Below are 18298 nucleotides of genomic sequence, written 5' to 3'. Positions count from 1 at the left end.
GAATACCGGTGCTAAGATGAGTTTAGTCTCGAGTCGGTCGGCGGACAAGCACCCGCCCTAATCGCGCAGCCCCAGCGCGTGCCCGGCGAACCAGAGCGAGTGAGCCAGCAGGCCAGCCAGTGCAGCATCCCCGCCGTTGCTGACCGCTCGCCCTTCTGCATCGACCAGTTCGGAGGCAATCCCCCCGTCCAGCGGTGCCCGCCGCAGCCAACCCAGGACCTCCTGCCCCTCCGGCCCCAGCAGCCGGGCGACCTGCAGGAGCAGGACAGTACTGTCGGTCAACTCCGGGCGTACGGCCCGGGCGGTTCGCCGAAAGAGCGAATCCTCGCGGTCCATGGCGTCGTACATCGGCAGCCAGAGCAGTGAACCCGACGGATCGTCCGCGAGCGCCGTTCCGCCGGCCAGATCGACCGCGGTCGCGAGGCGCGCCTTCTCCCCCCGGTCCACGGCGAAGTGACGACGGATTGCCGCCCGAACGGCCGCCGGGTCCTCTACCGCGGCCGCGGCTTCCTCATCGAGGGTACGGCGGAACACGTCGAGGGCAAGGGCCACCGCCGCATTGCCATGCAACGTGAACGGAAAGGCGGCGGGTGCGCCCCCTGCGGTGACCTCCGTGGAGTAGAGAGGGATCCGCTCGTCGCGCCGCGCCACCAAGTCATCATGGCTGAGATACAGGGTGTCGGCCACCACAGGGTCTTCGACGATCTGGTCGTCGCCCGTATCGCGGATGTAGCGGTCCGTGGCGATGGCAAACGCCGCCGGCCCTTCCACACAGAAGCCCGGCTGGAAGAGCGTACCGTCGAAGTAGTGCACCCCCTGCCCAGGGGCATAGCCATGCAGCTCACAGGCACGGACCAGCAGTTCGCGCGCAAGGCCAGCGTCGGCCAGCTGAATGGCCGGCAACGTCCACATGAGCGCTTCCCAGTCGCGCACCGTACACCCCATGGAATGCCACGGGGCGCGCGACCGCAACAGGTAGTAGTGGGCGTCGTCGAGCCCGCGACCCACCGCATAGAAGTACGCGAACAGCAAGTTGCGGTTGAGCAACCGATCGATGCCCTCGTTCCCGGTCGTCTGTTCGAGCGCCGTGAGGGCCTCACGTGTGGCGCTGAGCAGTGCCCGCCACCCGCGGCGGCGGAGTACGCTCACGGTGGCCTGGGCACCGTCGCGCTCCGGGCCAACGGCGAGATAGAATGCCGTCTGCACCGAGCCGCCCGCCGGCGCACTGAGCACGCGCCGAATGGCAAAGGCCCGTGGGGCGTGGGATGCCCCCTGCTCTACCTCCACCGTCGCCGGCCCGTCGCTGCCAATGGCGACCGCAACCAGTCCCGGAATCGCCGCCCCTTCAAGCAGGACGACCTCGTCCTCGCCGAGACTGACCACATGCTCGTCATCGAACGGCCGGGGAGTGCGCACACGCTGCTGCCGATGCCCCAGGGTGCCTTCGACCGCGACCTCCAGCGACACATCGCTCGCGCCCCGGTTCTCTATGGCCAAGGTGTACACCGCGCCCGAGATGTCGGCATCGCGCCCATACGGGGCGAAGATCGTGCCTCGTACGACCAGCGTGCCGATCGTGCACGTGAAGGTGGGAAGCCAGCCCACGGCGCGTTCCCAGGCGATCCCCTCGGCGGCCAGCGCGCGCACTTCACCGTGCACCCGCACGACCGGGCGCAGCAGTGGCTGTCCCTCGCCGGAAACGAAGTTGGCAGATCCCGCGACCTCAATGGCCGCGCGTGCGCCGCGATGGAGCACGCCCACGGCGTGAATCGCGCCGTCCATGGGATTGATGCAGGGGAGGGAGAGCCAATGATTGCCCGTGAGTTGCCACGGGATCGAGGGAATCGGACGCATGAGTTCCTGACGCACCGACGGATCACGGCGCGGCGTTGGGAGTATTGCCACCGGCAGATGCCGTCGTTCGTTGACGAGCCATCGCTGCCGGACTAAGGTGCCACGTATCGGCGTAATCTAGCCGGTTTCTCCTGCTCACCCGACGCGCCCTGCATGCCCCGTCTGCCCGCCAGGCCATCCCGCCCAGCATTGCCCGACCGCCGTAGCGCATGGCGCTACCGGGCCGCCGTCGTTTCGTACGCTGCGTGCACGCTGGCTGGCGCCTCGACGGGCATGGCGCAGGCGGTCGCCGGCATTGGGGATGATGCCATTCCAGTTCCGCGTGGTGGGTACCGGATTCTCGTCGGCGGGCTGTGGAACGACTATCGGGCCGTCTTCGCGCCCGGTTCACCGTCTGGACGCCGTGCGCTGCTGGGCGGGCTGGCCACTGACGTGTTCGGCACGACACAGCTGCCTCAACTGACGCCGGTGCAGACGAGCATTCGGGCGCTTACCGGCAACACGGCCTTTGCCCTTTCGCTCGGGGAGCTCGAAGCACGCGGTGAAGTGCGCCAGAGCGTGGCCCCCATCACCGTCGATTACGGCGTCACCCGACGGCTCTCGCTGCGGCTGCTGGTGCCGTATGTCGAGTCACGCGATGCCTCCCAGCTTGTTTTGAACCGCACGGGCACCGGTGCCAATGTCGGACGCAACCCGGCCTTCCTGAGCGCAGGTGCCGCCGCCCGCGCGACGAACGGTGCCCTGGTGGGGCAGATCGACGCGGCGCGTGCGGCGCTCGCCGCGGAGATCACCCGCTGCAGCACGCCCACGGAAGAGCGGTGCACGGCGATCCGTGCCAATCCTGCCGGCGCCCAGGCGCTGGTGTCGCGCGCAGCCGCGACGCGCACGCATCTCGTGACCGTGTATGGTGACGCGACGCGTGGTGGGGCGCCCGTGGTGCCACTCAACGGATCGGCGTTGCATACGGCAATCGTCTCCGGGATCGGTGCCCTGCGTACGGATTTCGGCGCGTATGGCATTACCGCCATCGCGGCATCGGCCCAGCCCGCCGCTGCCACCGTCATTCTGGGGCCCGGCAGCATCGGCACGGTTGCCTCCGACAGCTCCTTCGGCGTTGGGTATGGCCGCCTTGGCGACACCCGGCGGGCCGGGATCGGAGACGTCGACCTGACCGCTTCGCTCCTGGTCTTCGACAGCTTCCGGGCCGACCAGTTGCGCCGACTGCTCACCCCCGGCAAGGGAGTACGCAGCAATGTGACGTTGGGGTGGCGCTTCGGTACCGCCGGGGCCGATCGCACCGACGATGCCTTCGACGTGCCGATCGGCGATGGGGCGAACGCGCTCCTGGCTCGGAGTACCACCGATGTGCTGTTCACTCGGTGGGCGTGGATGAGTGCCACCGTACGTGCCGTGCTGCCGTTGGCCGATCAGGTGGCCATCCTCACGCCCCTGCGCGACGAGGCCGGTACGTTCTCGGCGCCGGTGGCGGCCACCCAGGCGCAGCGCACCTTGGGGAATCGTCTGGAGATCGAGTTGGCGCCGCGGGTGGCGATTGGTGACTTCTTCGGGGTCTCGGCGGCCTACCTGCTGCGCCACTGGGGCAGCGACAACTACGACGCGGCAGACGGCCCGCGGCTGACGATCCCCTCCCGCACCGTGAATGCCGCCGCGCTCGGGTTCAGTTTCTCGACACTGGCCAGCTACGCGCGCGGCCGATCACGCTTTCCCGCCGAAGTGATCTACACCCATACCACACCGCTTTCGGGAAGCGGTGGCCTCACGCCGGTCATCTCCACCGACCGCCTGGAACTGCGCGTCTACACGGGCTTCCCGCGCCGCTGAGCGCCGCGTGGCGTGGCGGCGCGTGGCGCCACCCCACTGCTTGCCCCGGCCACTGCGGCCACCGAGTCGTCGGCGCCTCGTGACAGCAGCTCGCGGGCGTGTGCACGGCTGACTTCGCGATCGGCATCGCCGCCCAGCATACGCGCAATCTCCACGATACGTGCCTCATCGGTCACGACCACCGTATCCGACGTCGTGACCGTTCCCACGGCGCTCTTGTGGACCACGATGTGGTGGTGTGCGCGCGCCGCGATCTGCGCCAGGTGAGAGATGGCCAGGACCTGGTGATGGGACGCGACGCGACGCATGAGCGCCCCGACCTGCCACGCAACCGCGCCGCCGACCCCGGCGTCGACTTCGTCGAACACCAACGTGGGCACTTGCTGCAGGCGGGCCAGCACCGTGCTGAGGGCCAGCATGACGCGCGACAGTTCGCCACCGGAGGCAATGCGCGACAGCGGCCGCGCCTCGGCCCCCGCATTCAGCATTGCCACGAAGTGCACGGTCTCTGCCCCCGTGGCCGATCCCTGATCGAGGGGGGTGAGCACCACCTCGACACGCCCTTCGCGCATGCCCAGATCCGGGAGCAGCTCGGATACGGCGCGCTCGAACTGCCTGGCCCCCCCGACGCGCAAGCGCGTCAGCTCGGCGCAGGCTTCGGCGAAGGCGCCTTCCGCGCCAGCACGCGCATCGGCAAGGGCCGCGAGGTCGAGGCCCCCCCCGTCCACCAACTCCAGCTCGGCTCGCGCGCGCGCGCCCTCCGCGAGCACGTCCTGGATGGTGGGACCGTACTTCCGCATGAGCCCCAGCAGCTGGTCGCGACGGCGCTCCAGGGTACGAAGCCGCTGCGGATCCGCCTCCACCGCCTCGGCATACTGGGAAAGCTCGCCGGCCAGCTCGTCCAACGCATACACCGCCGCCTCGAAACCACTCTGGAGTCTATCCATCGCTGGATCGATGCGGGTCAGCGACGCCAAGGCCCGACGCACCGCGCCCAGCCGCCCAAGCGCGGCATGCTCGTCTCCCGCGATGGCTGCGGCAGCTTGGGCGGCGAGTCCCTGCAGCTCTTCGGCGTGTGACAGCCGACGAATGTCGGCATCGAGTGCCTCGTCCTCCCCCGCGGTTGGCTGCAGATCCTCAATCTCGCGCACGACGAAGCGGAGGTAGTCGGCGCGGCGGGTGGCCTCCAACCGCCGTTGTTCAAGCTCCTGCTCCCGCGCCCGCAGCGCGGCCACGTGCGCATACGCCTCAGCGACGCGCCGCCGCGCTGCCGTGGCTTGTACGTAGGCATCCAGCAGTTCACGCTGGTGATCGGCATCGACCAGCTGGCGCGAATCATGTTGACCGTGCACGCTCACCAGGCGCGCCCCGATGTCGGCCAGTACGGCCGCCGTGACGGTCGACCCGTTGATCCATGCGCGAGAGCGGCCGTTGCTGCCCACCTCACGCTTCAGCACGAGGTGCTGCTCGTCCGCATCGATGCCGCGCTCGTCGAGCAGGGCGCGCAGCTCCGGACGCGCACTCACATCGAACACCCCCTCCACCGTGGCCCGATCAGTCCCGCTGCGCACACGATCGGCGGCAGTCCGTTCGCCAAGCAGCATGCCCAGCGCCCCGATGATGATGGATTTCCCTGCCCCGGTTTCGCCGGTCAGGACATTGAGGCCGCGTTCCAGCGGCAGGGTCACCGTGTCGATGACGGCGACATTGCGAATGCGGAGTTCGACGAGCATGGGAGGCCCCGCTGGAGGACGTACGACGTCAGACCGTGTCGCCGTCGCGCTCGGAGAGCCCGCCCCATCCCAGCTTGCGACGCAACCGCGTGAAGAAGGTCGTGCCGGGAAAGCGCACGATCTGCACCGGGTGTCCGGCACGGCGCACGACGAGCGTCTCCCCACCCGTGAAGGTAGTGCCCACCTGCCCGTCGATCGTTACCAGAAGCTCTTCCGGCCCATCATCCGCACGCACCTTGACTTCGACCTGCGGCGGCAGCACCAACGGGCGCATGGCCAGCGTATGCGGTGACACCGGCGTGAGCACGATGCTTTCCACGGTCGGCACCACGATGGGCCCACCGGCCGAAAGCGAATAGCCCGTGGATCCGGTGGGCGTGGAGACCACCAGCCCGTCTGCAGAGTAGGACCCGATGGGCTCGTCGTCCACGAACACGGTGAAGCGCACGACGCGCGCGAACCCGCCCTTGTGCAGCACGACGTCATTGAGTGAGCGCCAGTTGCACCGCTCCGCCCCCTCACGGTCGAGTGCGCACGACTCGAGTGCCATGCGCGGCTCCGACATGAAATCTCCGCGTGCGAAGCGACGCACCCCTTCCTCGAAATCGGCCCCGCTGCAACTCGTGAGAAAGCCGAGGCGTCCGAGGTTGATCCCGAGGATGGGCACCGTATGTCCGTCCAGCCACCGCGCCCCACGCAGGAGCGTCCCATCGCCACCGAGCGTGAACAGGGCCTGCACGGAAGCAGGCGTTCCCAGACGCTCCCCGTCTTCGGCGATGTCCCAGAGCTCATCCTCGAACGCGAGGGTGAGCCCCAATGCGGGAGCGATCTCGAGCAGCGTCCCGAGAATGGCCGGCAGCCCCACGTACCCCCGATGACCGATGACGCCGACTCGCATCAGCCGGCGAGTGCTTCGGAATCGTGCAGTGCCCGTACACGCTCGGCAATGCCGGCGGTATCGAGACCGAGCGACGCCAGCTGCTTCTTGCGCGGTGCAGCGTAAATGATCTTGTCGGGCACCCCATGCACAGCCGTGCGAACCTGCGGCGACTGCCGGTGAATGATGGCGGCCATGTACGCGCCGAAACCGTTGGTCGCGACGCCTTCCTCGACCATGAGAATGTGCGAGTGGTCGGCGAGGATGGCGGCGAGGGTGACTTCGTCGTACGGCTTGAGGTACCGGCAATTGACGACGGTGACGTCCAGCCCTTCGGCGGCCAGCGCTTCGGCGGCAGCGAGCGCAGTGCCCACCATGGTCCCCACGGCGAGAATGGCCACATCACGCCCCTTGCGCAGGACGTCCCACGTTCCGTACGGGGTCGCCGCGATCTCCGCCATGGCGGGAGGCACATCGGGGGACGTGTCGCGCGGATAGCGGAAGCAGAAGGGCCCCTCGGTGTGCTCGACGGCGGCCCGCAGCAGGCCGAGCATCTCCGTTCCGTCCTTGGGCGCCGCGACGGTCATGTTGGGCACGGTCAGCATGTACGGGATGTCGTACAAGCCCATATGCGTTTCCCCGTCTTCACCAACCAGGCCAGCGCGATCCATCGCGAAGATCACGGGCAGCTTCTGCAAGGCGGCGTCGTGAATGATGTTGTCGTAGCCGCGCTGCAGGAACGTGGAGTAGATGGTCACCACGGGGCGCACGCCGCGGGTGGCGAGGCCGGCAGCGAAGGTCACGCCATGTCCTTCGGCGATGCCCACATCGAAGAAGCGGGCCGGATACGCCTTGGCGAAGGGTGCCGTTCCGGTGCCGCCGGGCATCGCCGCCGTAATGACCGCCACGTCCGGGCATTCCGCCCCGAGCTCGACCAGCCCCTTGCCGAAGACCGCCGTGTAGGCCGGGTTGCCGGCCGACACCGTGAGCTGCTTGCCCGTGGCCGGATCGTGACCGGGCGGCAGGGCATGCCACTTCTCTCCGTGCTCTCCGGCCGGGAACCCCTTGCCCTTCTGCGTGATGACGTGCACGAGGCGCGGTGTATTCATGTCCCGCACGGCCGCGAAGGTGTCCATGAGCGCGTCGATGTCGTGTCCGTCGATGGGGCCGAAGTACCGGAACCCGAGTTCCTCGAACAGCACGCCGGGCGTAAGGAACGACTTCACACTCTCTTCCCACTTGCGCAGCAACGTACCGGCCGACTGAAAGGGCTGCGGTGCGTGGTCCACCAGTTCCCCGATGCGCGAACGCAGCCGGTTGTAGAGCGGATTGCGCTGGATGCTCGTGAGATACTTGTGCATCGCTCCCACGTTCGGCGCGATGGACATTTCATTGTCGTTGAGGACAACGATGATGTCGCGCTCGGAGTGGCCGGCGTTGTTGAGCCCTTCGTAGGCGAGCCCCGACCCGAGCGACCCGTCGCCGATAATGGCCACGGCCTTGAACGACTCCCCCATCACGTCGCGCCCGGCGGCCATGCCCAGCGCCGCCGAAATGGCGGTAGCGGCGTGTCCGGCGCCAAACGCATCGTACTCGCTCTCGGTGCGCTTGAGGAAGCCCGACAGGCCACCCTCCTGGCGCAGCGTCTCCATGCGATCGTTGCGCCCGGTGAGCAGCTTGTGCGGGTACCCCTGGTGACCGACGTCCCACACGATCTGGTCAGTCGGCGTGTCGAATACGGCATGCAGCGCGACGGTGAGTTCGACCACACCGAGACCGGCGCCGATGTGTCCGCCGGTGCGCGAGCACACATCGATCAGCCGATCACGAATGTCCTGCGAGAGCGTACGCAGTTCATCGCGGGACAGGCGACGCACGTCGGCTGGAGACTGGATGCCTTCGAGAAGGGACATGGGAGACTGGGAAGAATGCGGGAACCGCGGTCAGGCGAGAACACAAGGCGGGAAAGCGCAACCGGCGCGGGGGTCAGGATCGACGCTCCACGATGTAGCGGGCCAACTGCTCGAGCGTGGGCGTCAGCAATCCCTCCTGCTGAAGCGCTGCGCACCCGTCTTCGACCAACGCAACGGCCCGTTCAATCGCTCCCTCGACGCCGAGGAGGGCGGGATAGGTGCTCTTGTTGAGGTCGAGATCGCGAGCCGCCGTCTTGCCGAGCTGATCCGTAGTGGCGGTGATGTCGAGGACGTCGTCCGCAATCTGGAACGCAAGGCCGATGGCGGCACCGTAGCGGGCGAGTGCGGCCCGACGCCCGGCAGGGGCGAGCGCCGCCCGGGCCCCCAACGTGACCGAGGCCATGATGAGCGCCCCGGTCTTGAGGCGGTGCACCCGCTCGAGCGACTCGAGTGTGAGCTGCACCCCTTCGCCCTCGAGGTCGAGCAGCTGGCCCCCGATCATGCCACCGGCGCCGGAGGCGCCCATCAGGTCGCGTACAATGTCCGCTGCGGTCTCGTCGCCGAGCCCCATCGCCTTGGCCGCGTGCCAGGCGCAGCGCGCGGCCAGCGGCACCATCGCCAACCCGGCGGCGGTCGCCACGGGCACCCCATAGACACGATGCACCGTAGGCCGACCGCGGCGGACATCGTCATCGTCCATGCAGGGGAGGTCGTCGTGGACAAGTGAGTACGCGTGCACGACTTCCACCGAGGCGGCCAGATCCAGGGCGTCGCCCGTGCCGCCGCACGCCCGATAGGCCTCCAGCAACAGGACGGCCCGCAGCCGCTTGCCCTCGCCAAGCAGCGCGTAGCGAATGGCTTCCGCGGTCAGTGGGGCCACGTCTCCCAACCAGCGCGCGCAGAAACCGTCGAGAGCCCGCTGCACGGCGATGCGTTCGGCCGCAAAAGTGCGGGACGTGTCTTCGGACATGGCCGGGACTCCTGCCGCAGTCATCCGCGTCACGCTCCCAGATCGACGACCGAGAACGAGCCATCGGCCGCTTCGACCAACTGCTGGACCCTCGCGTCCACGGCTTTCAACGCGGAACCGGCGCTGCGCAGATGGCCGATCCCCTCCTCGAACAGGCGCAGCGCCTGTTCGAGGTCCAGATCGTTCCGTTCGAGCACGCGCACGATGTCCTCGAGGCGCGCCAGTGACTGCTCGAAGGGAAGCTCGGTCATGACAAGGGAGTGTTGGGTGTCGCGCTGCGCATGCGGTCGGCGGAGTTCTGGCTGTCGGGCAACGTTCGCACCGCGTTGGCCGTGGCGGCGACAATTCCATCACGCAGCCACAAATCGAACGCCGTGCCCGGCACGAATTGCTCCCGACTGCTCAAAGTAGCGCCCCCGGGCGTTCGCGCCACCGCAAAGCCGCGGGCCAGGGTGTTGAGCGGCGACAGGGCATCCAGCTGACCGGCCAACCGTTCGAGCTGGCTGTACCGGCGCTCCACCACCCGCTGTGCGGCCATACCAAGGCGTTTGCGCACCTGATTGAGCGCCGATACCGCACGCTCCTCCCGGCGCGTCGCCGCCGTGGCAAGACGTTTCGCCAGGGCGTCGACCCGTGCGACCAGCTCCCGGCGTGACGGCACCGCGAGTTCAGCCGCCGCCGAGGGTGTGGCAGCCCGCACGTCGGCCACGAGATCGCACATGCTGATGTCGGTTTCGTGGCCCACGGCGGACACCGTTGGAATGGCACAGGCGGCCAGCGCGCGCGCCACCCGCTCGTCGTTGAACGCCCAGAGGTCCTCACGCGACCCGCCGCCACGCCCGATGATCAGGAGATCGGCGCCCCCCCATTGTCCCAGCTGGGCCAGTGCCGCCACCAACGATTCCGGCGCCCCCTCCCCCTGCACCTTCGCCGGAATGATCACCAATTCGACATCGGCGCTGCGAGTGCGGGTCACCGTGATGATATCGTGCATCGCCGCGCCGTCAGGGCTGGTGATCACGGCAATGCGACGCGGAAAAGTGGGTAGCGGACGCTTGCGCGACGGATCGAGCAGGCCATCCTTCTCCAGCCGAGCACGCGTTTGCTCGAGCGCCTTGCGCCACAATCCGTCGCCGGCCGCTTCGAGCGCGCGCACGGAGAACTGCAGGTCCCCACGCACCGGCCACACGGTCATCTGCCCCAGGGCACTGACCTGCATGCCGTCATCGGGAGGTGCCGGGATGCGGCGCGCCGCCGAGGACCAGATCACGCAGTTGATCTGCGCCTGCTCGTCCTTGAGTGAGAAATACCAGTGCCCGTTGCGGTGCGCCTTGAAGTTGCTCACCTCACCCCGCACCCAGAGCGCCGGGAACGCTCCCTCGATGAGGTCCCTGGCCGCCGTCGTCAGGGTCTGCACGGCGATGGCGGACTCCGGAGAGCTCCCGGGCGAGGCGTCGGCGGCCGCCGTCGGTCGATACCCGCTGGCGCGACCTGTCGCCATGGTCAGCGGTGCCTCACCGTGCAGTCACGAGCACCGTGCGCTCGGCGGCGCGCACCGTGTTCCGCAGCAGCATGGCAATGGTCATCGGGCCAACGCCACCGGGGACCGGCGTGATCTTCGACGCCACTTCCGCGGCACTCTCGAAGTGCACATCGCCACACAGGCGCGTCCCCTTGATCTTGCTGGCGTCGGGCTTGGTGTTCATTCCCACATCGATCACGACGGCTCCCGGCTTGATCATGTCCCCCGTGATCATCTCGGCGCGACCAATGGCGGCAATGAGAATGTCCGCACGCTTCGTATGGACAGCCAGATCCCGGGTGCGGCTATGGCACACGGTCACCGTGGCGTCTCCACCAGCCCGACCCTGCACCAGCAACGCCGCCATGGGCTTCCCCACGATGTTGCTGCGTCCCACGATCACCGCTTCCGCACCGCGCGTCTCGACGCCGCTGCGGATCAGCAATTCGATCACACCCGCCGGTGTGCACGAGACAAACCCGTCGGTGTGACCGATGAGGAGCTTGCCCACGTTGACGGGATGAAACCCGTCCACGTCCTTTTCGGGTCGGATGTGCCGGATCACGGTATCGGGGTCGATGTGCGGCGGCAGAGGCATCTGCACCAGAATGCCGTGGACCCCGGCGTCGGCATTGAGCCGCTCGACCAGCGCCAGCAACTCCGCCTGTGTGGTGCTGGCCGGCAACCGGAGTGTCTCGCCGCGCATGCCCGCCGCCTTCGAGGCTTTCTCCTTGGCCCCCACATACGTGGCGCTGGCGGCATCGTCGCCAACGAGCACCACGGTCAGCCCCGGGACCACCCCGCGGCCTGCCAAGGCGGCCACATCGGCCGCCACCTCGAGACGAATGGCTTCGGCAATCGCCTTGCCGTCGATGAGCTCAGCGCGCAAAGTCCACCGCCCGGCTTTCGCGAATGACCACGACCTTGATCTGGCCCGGGTACTGCAGCTCCGACTCGATACGGCGCGCGATCTCTTCGCTCATGGCCGTCATGCGGGTATCGTCGACCTGCTCGGGCGTCACGACCACCCGCACCTCTCGTCCGGCCTGAATGGCGAACACGCGCTCCACCCCACGATAACTCGCCGCAATCCGTTCGAGCCCTTCGAGACGCTTGACATAGGTTTCGAAGGCCTCCCGGCGGGCGCCGGGACGCGAGCCCGAGATCCCGTCGGCCGCCTGCACCAGAACCGAGACTTCGCTTTCGTGGGGCACATCATCGTGGTGCGCCGCGATGCAGTTGACCACCAGCGGATTCTCGCCGTACTTGGTGGCGACCTCCACCCCGAGCTGCACGTGCGTGCCCTCGTGCTCATGCGTGAGCACCTTGCCGATGTCGTGCAGCAGCGCCCCACGCTTCGCCAGCTGCACATCGAGCCCCAGTTCGGCGGCCATCATCCCTGCCAGCCACGCGACCTCCTTGCTGTGCGCCAGGATGTTCTGACCGTAGCTGGTCCGCCACCGCATGCGCCCGATGAGCTTGACGAGCTCCGGATGGAGTCCGGCCACCCCGACATCGTAAGCAGCCTGCTCACCCGTTTCGATGATGGCGGCCTCGACCTCCTTGCGAGCCTTCACCACCACCTCTTCGATGCGCCCGGGGTGAATGCGGCCGTCGCTCACCAGCTTCTCCAGCGCCAGCCGCGCGGTCTCCCGGCGTACCGGATCGAAACAGGACACGACCACGGTGTCGGGCGTATCGTCGATGATGACATCCACACCGGTCGCGAGCTCGAACGCGCGGATATTGCGCCCTTCCCGGCCGATGATGCGCCCCTTCATTTCATCATTGGGCAGCGACACCGCCGACACCGTGCTCTCCGCCGTTGTCTCGGCGGCCACGCGCTGCACGGCCAGCGCCACGATCTTCTTGGCCTCCCGCTCGGCGTTGCGCTTGGCCGTTTCGCGGATCTCGCGCAGGCGACTGGCGGCATCGGCCATGGCCTCGTCTTCGAGCCGCCGCACGAGCTCGGCCTTGGCCTGCTCGGCACTCAGCCCGGCGAGCTGCTCGAGCCGCCGTCGTTCTTCGCCGACCAGGCGCTCCAGCTCCTGCTCACGGGCCGTGGTAGCCTGCTCACGCCCAATGCATTCCTGGGCACGTCGCTGCACCTCGTGCTCCCGTCCCTCCAGCGACTCGCGGGCGCGGTCGAGCTGGGCCTCGCGATCCTGTACGCGCTTTTCCTCCCGCTCAATGTCACCGCGACGCTGCCGAAGCTCCTGCTCGAGGGACTCGCGCAGCTGCAGCACTTCTTCACGCCCTGCCACAGCGGCACTCTTGCGAATCGTCTCCGATTCACGACGCGCTTCGTCAAGAATGCGGGTGGCCGTGTCTTCCGCCGTTGCCTTGGCGCGCTGCTGGGCAGCGATCTCGATGGCGCGTCCGGACCGCCGCCCGAACACGAAGCCAACGACAGCCGCGACAACGCCCGCCGCGCCAAGGAGCGCTGCAAGTGGGAAATCTCCCATGGGGATCTATACTCCACCGCGCGCTGCGCGGGTTGGATCGTGAGCCGCTCACTCTATCGGTCTGCGGCGCCGACGGCGGCCGGTCGGGGAAGTCGCGCGACCGCGCGCGCACCTCCGCCTGCCCAGCGTCGACGAGCGCCGCTCACCAGATAGTACGGGCGGGCCGAAGGGCCCGCAACGGGCCCACCTGCTAGGCGCCTCCCGGTTCCTCGCCGCGCTTGGCAGGGGGCAGAAGCGGGCGGATGTCGGAGGCCAGCTGGCGCATGTCGGTGGTCAACCCATCGATCGCCGACCGTTCCCGAAAGAGCTCATCGGTCAACTGCAGTGCAGCCAGAATGGCAGCCTTGTGGGTCTCCATGGTGGCACTGCCGCTGAGAATGGTGCGAATCGTCCGATCGACATGTTCCGCCACCAGGCGGGTGTGCTCGGGCGAAGCTTCCGTTCGCAACGTGTACTCCTCGCCCATGATGCGCACCTTGACCACCGATTTGGGATCGATCATCGGTCGGCTCCCAGTCCGATCTGCTGGCGCAGGAAGCGCACCTTCTCGCTCAGCTGCGCCGCCTTCTCGCGCGCCTCGCCAAGCCGGGCCTTGAGTCGCTCATTCTCGCGGGCCAGCTCCTGGTCCCTCGCCTCGGGGGTGGCCTTGGCCGATAGCTCGGCAACGGCGGCCTGCACGCGCTGCACCTCCCCGCGGGCGGCCGCGAGCTGTGCCTCGAGCGTTTTCGCCTGCACCACCGCCGCGTCCCGGGATGCCTGGGTGTCCTCCATCTGCTGGCGTACTTCGTCCAGCTTGCCGGTCATGCCGGCCAGGATCTGCTCCAGTTCGCGAGTACGCGCCTCCGCGGCCAGTGCCCGACGGCGGAATCCCGCCAACTGGTCACTGAGGTTGCGGACGAGCGTGTCCAGCTCGCGAAAAGCGGCGGTCTCAGGTCGCACGCGGACGGATCCCCAGGTCCTTTTCGAGAAGCTCCAGCAGCCGTGCCCGCCGCCCTTCGATCTCCTTGTCGCGCAATGTGCGCTCCGGGTGCCGCCACGTCAGCCGCCACGCCAGGCTGCGCATACCGGCCGGAATGCCCGCTCCGCGAAACTCATCAAACAGCTGCACCTGCTCCAGCAACTCCCCTCCGGCCGAAACGATGGCGTGTTCGACCGCCGCCGCCGCCAAGGTATCGGGTACCAGGAGCGCCACGTCGAACTCGGCGGCTGGTGTGGTGGGCAGCGCCGAGGCGCGAACCGCATGGGTGGCGCCCACCTCCCGCTCGGCGGGGGCATGCGCGTGAGCGCCGGGGGGCGCCACATCATCTGAGGACAGCACCCCGAGGGTCAGCTCGACGCCCCACGCCTCGGTTGCCCAGGCCGGACGATCGAGCGGGACCGCATGCACCATGCCCACGATTCCGCGCCCATCAACCTCCACCTGCCAGGCGGGCGTTCCTTCGACCGCCACCATGCGCACCGCGCGACCGGGGAAGGCCGCACGCGCCGCGCTCTCAGCCAACGCTTTCGCATCCCACGCGTCGAAGGCGGGCGGCGTCGGTTCAGTGAAGTGCGCCGGACGGCGCGTGCCCATGAGCAGGGCTCCCACACGCAATTCCTCCAGCGGCAGTCGCGCGGGCCGCGGCAGAAACACGTTGCCGATTTCAAAGAGTCGCAGGTTGCCCTGCATGCGAGACAGGTTGTACTCGGCCCGACGGGCCAGCGTGTCCAGTACCGACGCGCGAAGAAAGGGCTCATCCTCCGCCAGCGGATTGCGGACGCGCGGCGACGCCTCGTTACCAGTGGCGGTGAAGGGCATGGGTCGCGCTTCGGCAAGCCCTGCGGACACGAGCACGTCGCGCACCCGACGAGAGGCAAGGTGCAACGGGTGATCCGGCGCCGATCCGGGGCGGAACGGCCGCAACTCGTCCGGGAGCGCGTCAAACCCGACGAGCCGTGCCACTTCCTCGATCAGGTCCACCTCGAGCAGCAGATCATGACGCCACGTGGGCGGCTGGACGGCGAGCGCGTCGCCATCGCCTGAGACGGTGCACCCGAGCGCTTCGAGATGCCGCGTGATCTCGGTGACCGGAACGGCCATGCCAAGGAGGCGTGCCAGCCTGGCGGGACGCAGTGACACCGCCGCTCTCGCGACTGGTGCCCCGCCCACGTCGAGGACCTCGACGACCTCGCCCCCGGCCACCTGCGTGATGAGCGCCGCCGCCAAACGGGCCACGTGCTGGGTGTTGCCCGCGTCGATGCCCCGTTCGTAGCGATAGCTGGCATCGGTGCTGAGTCCCACCGCCTTGCGTACCGCCCGCACAAACCGCGGCTCGAACACCGCGACTTCGAGCAGGATGTCGGTCGTGGACGCAGTGACTTCACTACGCTGTCCACCCATGACCCCGGCCAGCGCCACCGGAGAGGTCGCATCGCAGATGCAGACGGTATCCACCGCCAACGGGCGATCGACGCCGTCCAGGGTGACGATCCGCTCTTCGGCGCGCGTGGCACGCACGACGATGCGGCGCTCCGCCAGCGTGGCCAGGTCGAAAGCGTGCACCGGCTGTCCGAAACCGTGCAGCACGTAATTGGTGGCGTCGACGATGTTGCTGATACTCCGGGCGCCGATGGCCTCGAGGCGCTGCGTGAGCCAGGCAGGGCTTGGCCCCACCGAGACGCCCTTGATGATCACGGCCACATAGCGCGGGCAAGCCCCTTCGTCCTCCACACGCACCGCGGCGTGCTCCCCCTGCACCGCCGAGGGGCCCGTCTTGGCGGCCAGCGACGACAGGGGCGCGCTCAGCTCTGCGGGCACGGGGCGCAGCGGCGCCCCGACAATGGCACTCACTTCGCGCGCCACGCCGAGGTGCGACAGCAGGTCGGGACGATTCGGCAGCACATCGAGGTCGAGGCGGGCATCGGCGAGAGCCAGCACGTCGAGCAGCGGGGTACCGGGCGCCGCCTCCGTGTCGAGCGTCAGGATGCCGTTGTGCTCATCTCCCAGTCCCAGTTCACGCGCCGAACAGAGCATGCCGTTCGACGTTTCGCCCCGGATCTTCCGCTTCTCGATCTTGAGCCCGCCGGGCATGATGGTGCCGGTGCGCGCGAAGGGATACTTGAGCCCTGCCACCACGTTCGGTGCACCGCAGACCACGTCGAGCAGCGTGCCGCTGCCGTCATCGACCTTGGTGACCCAGAGATGATCGGAATTGGGGTGCCGGCCGGCCTCGACCACCTGCGCCACGACGAACGCCGAGAGATGCGCCCCCAGCGTTTCGATGCTGTCGAGGGTGACGCAATGACGGCTGAGCGCCTCGCCGACGTCCTGGGCGGAGAGTTCGTGCGTGACGAACTGCCTGATCCACTCGTGCGAAACGATCATCGAACAAACTGCTCCAGAAAGCGGACGTCGGAATCGTACAGCGTACGGATGTCGTTCACACCATAGCGCGACATGGCAATGCGGGCGGGGCCCATGCCGAACGCCCACCCGGTGAAGCGTTCACTGTCCACCCCGGCCGCCTCGAGGACGTTGGGGTGCACCATGCCGCATCCCAGGATCTCCACCCAGCGCAGCCCCTTGCCATCACCGAGATCGACCTCGACATCCATCTGGGCGCCGGGTTCGACGAACGGGAAGTACGAGGGGCCGAAGCGCACCCGTCGCGTGGCGCCGTAGAAGCGCCGCGCGAACTCCGCGAGCGTCGCCTTGAGATCGACAAAGCTGACGCCCTCGTCAACGGCGAGTCCTTCGAGCTGCATGAAGGCGGGTGCGTGGGTCGCATCGAAGAAATCGCGGCGATACACCTGCCCGGGTGCCAGCACGCGCACCGGCGGCGCGAAGCGCTGCAACGTTCGCACCTGCACGGGCGACGTGTGGGTGCGCAACAGGGTGTCGTCCCCGAGATAGAGCGTGTCGTGCAGCTCCATCGCCGGATGGTCGGGAGGAAAGTTGAGCGCGCCGAAGTTGTACCATTCCGTTTCGGCTTCCGGGCCGAGGGCCACGGTGAAGCCCAGCTCGCGGAAGATGTCGCAGATCTCGTCGATGACGAGCGTGACCGGATGCAGCGATCCGCGCCATGGCAGACGGGCCGGCATCGACCCGTCGAAGGGCGCGCCGGCGCCCTGCGCTGCGACGCGCGCGGCAAAGCCGTCGAGGGCGTCCTGAATGGACGACTTGAGCGCGTTGAAGGCGGTGCCTGCGGTCCGTCGATCCTCAGCCGGCAGCATGCGCAGCGCCGCTTGCAGCGCTTCGAGGCGCTGGTCCTTGAGCGCGTTGAGCTGGCCCTTGGCCACGTCGAGCCGCGTGCCGGGCTCGAGTCCGTCGAGTAACGCACGGCAGTCCTGCGCGAGGGCGTCGGCCTGAGCGAGGTAATCGGAGATGATCACGACAGAAATGGGAAACGGGAGCACGAAGGGCCGGCATCTTTCGACACCGGCCCTTCAACTTAATGCGCACAGCCCACCGTGTGGCGTGCCGTGTGGGAAGCCGCGTGTTTACGCAGCCGCCTTGGCTTCGAGCGCCTTGCGCGCCTGCTCGGCGATCGCGGCGAACGCCTCGGGCTCACGCACGGCGAGATCGGCGAGCACCTTGCGGTCGACTTCGAGGCCGGCAGCATGCAGCCCGCTGATGAAGGCGCTGTACGACATGTCGTGCAGGCGCGCCGCGGCGTTGATACGAATGATCCAGAGGCGGCGGAAGTCGCGCTTCTTGTTCTTGCGGTCACGGTACGCGTAGCGCCAGCCGCGCTCCACGGTTTCCTTGGCGGCCTTCCACAGCTTCGAGCGGCCACCGAAGGCGCCCTTGGCGTGCTTGAGGATCTGCTTCTTGCGCTTGAGACGAACGACGTTGGACTTGACGCGTGGCATAGTGGAAGTTCCTCAGGCCAGGATGAGACGCTTGATGCGCTTGACTTCGCCGTTCGTTTCGACGATAGCCGGGCGACGGAGATTGCGCTTCCGCTTGGCGTCCTTCTTGGTCAGGATGTGGCTCTTGTAGGCCTTCAGGCGCCGCACCTTCCCCGATCCCGTCACGGAGAAGCGCTTCTTGGCGCCGCTGTGGGTCTTCATCTTCGGCATGATTTGCTCACGTCAGCGGTCGACCGCCCTGCTGTTAGGACGGCCCTGCAGCAGATCCCGC

General features: G+C 68.0%; 16 protein-coding genes. 1 reads left to right on the top strand and 15 read right to left on the bottom strand.

Annotated elements, in window-relative coordinates; translation table 11 throughout:
* Positions 1–57: 57 nt before the first annotated feature.
* A complete protein-coding gene (locus LW840_RS10530; RefSeq protein WP_291276956.1) occupies positions 58–1905 on the bottom strand; it encodes a hypothetical protein in 1848 nt (615 codons plus the stop codon).
* Between the two features lie 222 nt (positions 1906–2127).
* Here LW840_RS10530 and LW840_RS10525 point away from each other — a divergent pair, with 222 nt between their 5' ends.
* Positions 2128–3696: a hypothetical protein gene (locus LW840_RS10525; RefSeq protein ID WP_291269666.1), complete on the top strand. Its 1569-nt coding sequence runs from the start codon at positions 2128–2130 to the stop codon at positions 3694–3696.
* Here the strand turns inward: LW840_RS10525 and recN are convergent.
* The 14 genes from recN to rpmI form a co-directional block, all read right to left on the bottom strand.
* Positions 3672–5429, bottom strand: a complete 1758-nt coding sequence (gene recN / locus LW840_RS10520; protein ID WP_291261032.1) for a DNA repair protein RecN — start codon at positions 5427–5429, stop codon at positions 3672–3674. The two genes, LW840_RS10525 and recN, sit on opposite strands and share 25 nt — an antisense overlap.
* 28 nt (positions 5430–5457) lie before the next feature.
* The gene (locus LW840_RS10515; RefSeq protein ID WP_291276955.1) at positions 5458–6327 is read right to left on the bottom strand and encodes an NAD(+)/NADH kinase; all 870 of its coding nucleotides are present in this window, start codon (positions 6325–6327) and stop codon (positions 5458–5460) included.
* The gene (gene dxs / locus LW840_RS10510; protein ID WP_291276954.1) at positions 6327–8219 is read right to left on the bottom strand and encodes a 1-deoxy-D-xylulose-5-phosphate synthase; all 1893 of its coding nucleotides are present in this window, start codon (positions 8217–8219) and stop codon (positions 6327–6329) included. The genes LW840_RS10515 and dxs overlap by 1 nt, the downstream gene beginning before the upstream one ends.
* 73 nt (positions 8220–8292) lie before the next feature.
* Positions 8293–9189 (bottom strand): polyprenyl synthetase family protein, encoded by an 897-nt coding sequence (locus LW840_RS10505; RefSeq protein WP_291261035.1) that lies wholly within the window; start codon positions 9187–9189, stop codon positions 8293–8295.
* A gap of 29 nt (positions 9190–9218) precedes the next feature.
* Positions 9219–9440 carry an exodeoxyribonuclease VII small subunit gene (gene xseB, locus LW840_RS10500; protein WP_291261036.1) on the bottom strand — a complete coding sequence of 74 codons (222 nt, stop codon included), beginning with the start codon at positions 9438–9440 and terminating at the stop codon, positions 9219–9221.
* Positions 9437–10690 carry an exodeoxyribonuclease VII large subunit gene (gene xseA / locus LW840_RS10495; protein WP_291266566.1) on the bottom strand — a complete coding sequence of 418 codons (1254 nt, stop codon included), beginning with the start codon at positions 10688–10690 and terminating at the stop codon, positions 9437–9439. Before xseA ends, xseB begins: the two co-directional genes overlap by 4 nt.
* 13 nt (positions 10691–10703) lie before the next feature.
* A complete protein-coding gene (locus tag LW840_RS10490) occupies positions 10704–11600 on the bottom strand; it encodes a bifunctional 5,10-methylenetetrahydrofolate dehydrogenase/5,10-methenyltetrahydrofolate cyclohydrolase (protein WP_291266565.1) in 897 nt (298 codons plus the stop codon).
* A complete protein-coding gene (gene rny / locus LW840_RS10485; RefSeq protein WP_291261039.1) occupies positions 11590–13176 on the bottom strand; it encodes a ribonuclease Y in 1587 nt (528 codons plus the stop codon). Before rny ends, LW840_RS10490 begins: the two co-directional genes overlap by 11 nt.
* Before the next feature lie 190 nt (positions 13177–13366).
* On the bottom strand, positions 13367–13678 hold the full coding sequence (locus LW840_RS10480) for a cell division protein ZapA (RefSeq protein ID WP_291266564.1): 312 nt from the start codon (positions 13676–13678) through the stop codon (positions 13367–13369).
* Positions 13675–14115 (bottom strand): hypothetical protein, encoded by a 441-nt coding sequence (locus tag LW840_RS10475; RefSeq protein WP_291261041.1) that lies wholly within the window; start codon positions 14113–14115, stop codon positions 13675–13677. The genes LW840_RS10480 and LW840_RS10475 overlap by 4 nt, the downstream gene beginning before the upstream one ends.
* Positions 14105–16540 (bottom strand): phenylalanine--tRNA ligase subunit beta, encoded by a 2436-nt coding sequence (gene pheT / locus LW840_RS10470; protein ID WP_291276953.1) that lies wholly within the window; start codon positions 16538–16540, stop codon positions 14105–14107. Before pheT ends, LW840_RS10475 begins: the two co-directional genes overlap by 11 nt.
* Positions 16537–17547, bottom strand: a complete 1011-nt coding sequence (gene pheS, locus LW840_RS10465) for a phenylalanine--tRNA ligase subunit alpha (protein ID WP_291266562.1) — start codon at positions 17545–17547, stop codon at positions 16537–16539. Before pheS ends, pheT begins: the two co-directional genes overlap by 4 nt.
* Before the next feature lie 108 nt (positions 17548–17655).
* Complete coding sequence (gene rplT, locus LW840_RS10460; RefSeq protein WP_291261044.1) at positions 17656–18027, bottom strand: 50S ribosomal protein L20; 372 nt, start codon at positions 18025–18027, stop codon at positions 17656–17658.
* Positions 18028–18039: 12 nt separating this feature from the next.
* Positions 18040–18237 carry a 50S ribosomal protein L35 gene (rpmI, locus tag LW840_RS10455; protein WP_291266561.1) on the bottom strand — a complete coding sequence of 66 codons (198 nt, stop codon included), beginning with the start codon at positions 18235–18237 and terminating at the stop codon, positions 18040–18042.
* Positions 18238–18298 lie beyond the last annotated feature (61 nt).

This window comes from Gemmatimonas sp. (genome assembly GCF_021298855.1).
GTDB lineage: Bacteria > Gemmatimonadota > Gemmatimonadetes > Gemmatimonadales > Gemmatimonadaceae > Gemmatimonas.
Note: the sequence above shows the minus strand (reverse complement) of the source record. Positions and strands in the feature narration are given on the sequence as shown.